The organism is Aeromonas sp. R4-2 (genome assembly GCF_040908295.1).
Classification (GTDB): Bacteria; Pseudomonadota; Gammaproteobacteria; order Enterobacterales; family Aeromonadaceae; genus Aeromonas; species Aeromonas veronii.
In genome coordinates this window covers 102,220-108,219 of the sequence record NZ_JBFODL010000019.1, presented here as the reverse complement: position 1 = coordinate 108,219, position 6,000 = coordinate 102,220, and the positions used below count along the sequence as shown (strand labels likewise).

The 6,000-nt window shown below is 55.2% G+C and carries 5 protein-coding genes; 4 read left to right on the top strand and 1 reads right to left on the bottom strand.

The window, feature by feature from the left end; translation table 11 throughout:
• A partial coding sequence (locus AB5Y99_RS16900) for an integrase core domain-containing protein (protein ID WP_368210230.1) occupies positions 1-318 on the top strand: 318 nt, incomplete at its 5' end.
• Between the two features lie 224 nt (positions 319-542).
• Here the strand turns inward: AB5Y99_RS16900 and AB5Y99_RS16895 are convergent.
• Entirely contained in the window at positions 543-1,580 is a 1,038-nt protein-coding gene (locus AB5Y99_RS16895) for a porin (RefSeq protein WP_021231018.1), read from the bottom strand.
• A 395-nt stretch (positions 1,581-1,975) separates the two neighbouring features.
• Between AB5Y99_RS16895 and dinG the strand changes: the two genes are divergently transcribed.
• The 3 genes from dinG to AB5Y99_RS16880 all read left to right on the top strand — a co-directional run bounded on the left by dinG (position 1,976) and on the right by AB5Y99_RS16880 (position 5,928).
• Positions 1,976-4,048: an ATP-dependent DNA helicase DinG gene (gene dinG / locus AB5Y99_RS16890; RefSeq protein ID WP_323892520.1), complete on the top strand. Its 2,073-nt coding sequence runs from the start codon at positions 1,976-1,978 to the stop codon at positions 4,046-4,048.
• A gap of 142 nt (positions 4,049-4,190) precedes the next feature.
• Positions 4,191-4,850 (top strand): DUF2057 domain-containing protein, encoded by a 660-nt coding sequence (locus AB5Y99_RS16885; RefSeq protein ID WP_111899714.1) that lies wholly within the window; start codon positions 4,191-4,193, stop codon positions 4,848-4,850.
• A gap of 181 nt (positions 4,851-5,031) precedes the next feature.
• Positions 5,032-5,928, top strand: a complete 897-nt coding sequence (locus AB5Y99_RS16880; protein ID WP_247822499.1) for a histone deacetylase — start codon at positions 5,032-5,034, stop codon at positions 5,926-5,928.
• Positions 5,929-6,000: the final 72 nt, after the last annotated feature.

Sequence of the window (6,000 nt, the reverse complement as noted above, 5' to 3'; positions counted from 1 at the left end):
CCTGACCACCATCCCTACGAGCTGTTCCTGCAACTGGAGGGGATTGAGCACCGAACCACCAAGGTGCGCAGGCCGCAGAGCAACGGCTTTATCGAGCGACTGCATCGAACCTTGCTGGATGAACACTTCCGTATCAAGGGAAGGACGACCTGGTATGAGTCGGTAGAGCAGATGCAGACAGACCTGGATAGCTATCTGGAGCACTACAACACCCAACGGCCACATCAGGGCAGGATGATGGAGGGTCAAACCCCCTACAACATGTTCAAGAAGGGTCTGAAATTGATACCGAAGGAAGTGCGCACTAAAGTAGCGTAAACAAGACACCGGTTTGAGGCCGGTGTCAGGTGATAACTAGATCTGTACAAATTAACCGAGACCGGCAATTTGCCAACTATCACTAGAAATTACAATCCGGCGATTCACCAGAACTCCGTTACGCAATAGCAATGCAGCCAAAAAAGAAAATGGCCGAGATATCATCTCGGCCATTCGTAGCCTGGTCAAAGACTCAAGCCAGGATATTACTCATGTGCAACTTATTAGAAGTTGTACTGCAGAGCAACAGTCCACTCGTCGTCTTGCTTGTCGATGCCCTGGATCTTGTACTCGGTGTAAGCTTTCAGCTTCGGAGTGAAGGCATACTGAACACCCAGCAGGGTCTCGTCAACCAGATCCTTGTAAGTAGAACCGGCAGCTTGAGCGTTGGCCTTGCCTTCTTTGAAGTTGTAGCCAGCCAGGAAGGTCCAAGCGTCTACGTTGTAAGAAGCAGCCAGCTCGTAACCACGGCCGTCATCTTTCATGCCCAGGCTCTTGTTCTTCACTTCGCCTTCAGTGTAAACACCAGCGAAGTAGAAACCATTGATAGCGTAGTGCGCGCCCACAGCCCACTCGTCTTTCTTACCAGTGTGGCCATTAACTTTGTTTTGCAGGTCAGAGTAGGCATAACCGGCATTGAAGCCCAGACCGAAGTCAAAGTCATAACCAGCAGCTACGCCGTAAGCTTTCTTACGCTTAACGTCTTTACCCCAAATAGCGTCTTCTTTGATCTTCTGACCAACGTCAGTGATTTTGACCGCTACGTCATCGTTGGTTTGGTAGGAAACTTTACCTTTGAAACCACCGAAGGTGTTGGAGTAGATGATTTGACCTTCTTGACGACCGTCATAGAAGTTACCGGCATCGCCCCACTCGTTGAAAATATCGGTCGGCTCGAGTACGTCGTAGAAAGCGGTATCGGTCTGACCGAAGATGATTTTACCGTACTGGGAACCATCAAAACCGGCATAGATGTGACGCGGATCGATGTCGCTGGTATTGCTGCCAGAGTTTTCAGCAGCTACTTGCCACTCGGTTTTAGCAATGGCAGACCAAGTGTTGTTCAGGGCGACTTTACCAGACCAGCCCAGACGGGTTGCACCAACCAGTTCTGCTGATTTGTCGTTAGCTTCGCCGTAGTAGTTAGCCTGTACACGGCCGTATACGTCGAAAGTGGTACCGTCTTTGTCATAGATCACTGCGGCGTTAGCGGCGGATGCAAACAGAGCCGGAATAGCAATAGCCAGAATTGTCTTTTTCATAGTTTCCAATGCCTACTGTAATTAAACACTAAGTTGTTGTTATTCCCTGTGTTAGCGATGTTCTTTGCATCACTATGCCGCCGAGACTAGCACCGGATTTTTTGAACCGCAATGAAAAAACTTGGAACTTTTTACGGAAACCATAGTCATGGAGGCAAAAATGTGAGCCAAGTCTCACCTGACGGCAAGGCAAAAGGAAAACGTTTACAATGAATCCTGCTGATTATTTGGACTCAAGTAGTCTATTTTGCATGCAAATGACGCTAACTACCTGATAAACAACCAAAGTGGTCTGATCAGCGTAAAACTGCCGTGATAATGGCTGTTGCCTCGACCTCACCAAGGGGTTGCGGGTATCCTTGTTCTTCGATTAACCCCTAACTGGCCTTCTCTTCATGCTCTCTACTCGCCTTAAAGCCACCATTCGTCAAACTTATCGCCAGATTTCGGATGGATTACCCGGTTTTGTGCCGCGCAAAGAGCAGAACTTTCTGGTGGCCGAGATAGCAAAAACCCTGACCGGCGAGTACGACAAACAGCGCCGTATTCTGGTGGCCGAAGCGGGCACCGGTATCGGCAAATCTCTTTCTTATGCGCAAGGAGCCATCCCGGTGGCGCGGCTCACCCAGAAGAAGCTGGTGATCTCCACCGCCACCGTGGCCCTGCAAGAGCAGCTGATCCACAAAGACCTCCCTTTTTACCATCGCCACAGCGAGCTGCCGTTTCGTTTTATGCTGGTCAAGGGGCGTCAGCGTTACTGCTGCGAACATCTGCTGGAACAGGCAGCCAGTGGCGCCGAGATGGCCAACTTCGAGCTCGACTTTGGCAATCTGAGCAAAACCAAACCATCTGACAGCGACAAAGCTCGCTACCAGGCCCTGTGGCAGGCCTACACCAATGGCAAATGGGACGGGGATCGGGACAACTGGCCGGAGCCCATTCCCGACACTTGCTGGGATCGCATCGCCGCCGACCGCCACACCTGCAACAAGGCGCTGAGCCATCACAAGCACTGCCCCTTTCATCGCGCCCGCAACGACATGGAGAGCGCCGATGTGCTGGTGGTGAACCATGCGCTACTGCTCTCCGATCTCACCATGGGCGGCGGCATCATTCTGCCCCCCCCCGATGAGTGCATCTATGTGCTGGATGAGGCCCATCACCTGCCCACCATCGCCCGGGATCACGGCGCGGCGTCGGCCAGCGTCAAAGGCTCGCGTCGCTGGCTGGAGAAGCTGGTACAAAGTGCAGGCAAGCTGGCGCGGACTCTTAATAAGGAGAGCCTGCTCGACCCCCAACTCAAACTGCAGGATGCACTGGCCTCCATCCAGCCCGACCTGAAGGCGGTCGAGCAGTGGCTCAGCGCCAACGATCGGCTGTTTGGCAGTGAACCCCACTACCGCTTCGCCGAAGGGGTATTGCCGGATCCCCTGCCCATGCTGGCGGAGAATCTCAAGGAGTCGAGCAAGAAGGCGCTGCGGGCGCTGGATCGGATGCAAGGAGCCATCGGTGAAGCGCTGAAAGATGGCGAGATCCGCCGCAAGGAGGCCGAGCCCCTGCTGGCCGAGAGCGGTTTTCATCTGCAGCGGCTGGAGAGTTTCTGCGCCCTGTGGGAGATGCTGGGGCGCCATGTTCCGACCGGCAAAACCCCGCTCGCCCGCTGGATGGCCAAGAGCGATGACGGCGATATCTGGCTGCACGCCTCACCGATTGAGGTGGGCTATCTGCTGGAGGAGTGGCTCTGGTCGAAATGTCTGGGAGCCGTACTGGTCTCCGCGACCCTCACAGCACTCTCTTCCTTTAGTTATTTTCGCCATCAGGTGGGGCTCAAGGAGCACGACGGTACCCGCTATCTGCGCCTGCGCTCCCCCTTTGATTATCAGAAAGCCGAGCTCTATCTGCCCAAGATGGAGCACGAACCCAACTCGCCGGCCTTTACCAACGAACTCATCAGCGTGCTGCCACGTATTCTTGCGGGCAAGGAGGCGAGTCTGGTGCTCTTCTCCTCCTACCGCCAGATGAATGAGGTGGCTGTTGGCTTGCGAGCCAAGGGACTGTCACTGCTGGTGCAGGGGGAAGCCTCCCGCAATGCCCTGCTCACCCTGCACAAACAAAAGTGCGATGGCGGTCAGGCCAGCATTCTGTTTGGTACCGGCAGCTTCTCGGAGGGGCTGGATCTGCCGGGTCACTATCTTACCAATCTGGTGATCACCAAACTCCCCTTTGCGGTGCCCAACTCGCCGGTCGAGGAGGCCACCGCCGAGTGGGTGGAGCAGCGAGGCGGCAACCCTTTCCTGCAACTGACAGTGCCGGAGGCATCGCGCAAACTGATCCAGGCCTGTGGCCGCCTCATCCGTAAAGAGGCCGATCGGGGACGAGTCACCATTCTTGACCGGCGTCTGCTGACCAAGCGTTATGGCAAGGGGTTACTTGATGCCCTCCCCCCGTTTACACGGCGGATCGAATAAATAAGTCGGCCGCTATTGATAAACAAACTGACAGCCGCGCGAACATCGACCACCAGAAAGAGCCATTGCCGCAGTAGGCCAAACCTGTAAAAATGAGCCCCTGTTTTCAGTGGGCAATCGCCTGACTGTTCAAGGAGATGAAATGAAACTGACTGTTCTGGTACCGGCGCTGGCTGGTCTGTTGTGGGCCGGTAGTGCCCTTGCTGATGCCCAATTGGAAGTGTCCACCCCTTATGTCGTCCAGCTGATCGATGGTCAATCCATCAACCCCAAGCTGCTCGACAAAACCAGCACCTTCCCCCTCTCTGCCGGCAAACACCAGTTGGTCGTCGCCTTTGAAGGCAACTACTCCAGCCGTAACGAAATCAAGCTGGTCACCGCCGAGCCGCTGGTGCTGAACTTCACTGCCGCCGACAACCAACAGCTGGTGCTGGACTATAAAAAACCCCGCAACGAAGCCGAAGCCAAGCAGTTTGTCAAAGATCAGAAAGTGGCGCTGAAAGACAAGGTCAGCGGCCAGCAGGTAAGCAGCGAACAGTTCGTGATGCCGAAAGTAGAAGGCTTCCAGCTGACCCGTGACTATCAGCAAGAACTGATCAACATGGGTAAAGCCTTCAACCAGCCTAAAGCAGTGGCCGTCTCTTCTGCTGCCGTGATGGCTGCCGCCAGCGCACCGGTTCAGGTTGCCCCCAGCAAGGCTCAAAGCAATCCGGAAGCCCTGACCCAATTGCAAAACTGGTACAATAAGGCAGATGCGGAAACCCGCAAAGCCTTCCAGATCTGGGTTATCCAGCAGCAATAAGCCGGGCTGGGATATTGACTGAAAGGGGAGCCAAGCTCCCCTTTTCCATATCCTGCGGTCTCACTCACGACGCGTCTTGATTTATGCGCAGCTACTTCCCCTTTATATAGGGAGTACATATATGGATTCATCTGCTGATTTCATATATAGAAAGCGCCACCTTGCCAGGGAGAATGGCACCATGTCGTTGCGCATTTTCTATCACCCTCTCTACTCCTCCCTGACGCTACCCGAGCGCCATCGCTTTCCGCTGGCCAAGTATCAGGGGTTGTTTGAGCGTCTGCAGGTGCAGGGTTACCCCCTTGGCGAAGCGCCGTCGGCCACCCGGGAGCAAATCTGTCGCATTCACGATGCCGATTATGTCGCAGCGGCCCTGAGCGGCCAGCTTGAAGAGCGCGCCATCCGCAAGATCGGTTTTCCCTGGTCACCCATGCTGATGGAGCGCACCTTGCGCTCAGTCGGAGCCACTATTGCCGCCAGCCGCCATGCTCTTGAGCAGGGATACGGCTTGCAGATCTCCGGAGGCTATCACCACGCCCATCGCGATCACGGCAGCGGTTTTTGTCTGTTCAACGATCTGGTGATTGCCGCCCAGGCTTGCCTCGACGAGGGGCGCTGCGAACAGGTGCTGATCGTCGATCTCGATGTGCATCAGGGAGATGGCAGTGCGGCCCTGTGCGCCGGACGGCGCGATATCATCACCCTATCCCTTCATGGGGAGCACAACTTCCCCCATCACAAAGCCGCCTCTCACCTCGACTTTCCGCTGCCAAGCGGCATGACGGACGATGCCTATCTCACCACACTGCAACAGGCTCTATCACTGGCACTGCGGCTCTATTCGCCGGATCTCATCCTCTATCAGGCGGGCGTCGATGTGCATCATGCCGACGAGCTTGGTTATCTCTCTTTGAGCGATGAAGGGGTTCGCCTGCGCGATGCCATGGTATTTGACTGTGCAATCAAGCATGGGTTGCCTGTCGCCGCTGTACCCGGTGGCGGCTATCGCCGCGACTGGCAGCAGCTGATCCCGCTTCATATGTCGCTGTTTGAGACGGCACGCCACCGTTTTGGCTGATGGCATGGCTTTATAGCGCGGACACCCCATCAGAGTCGGGCGTACACTTCACCAGATAAAACAGAAGAGGCG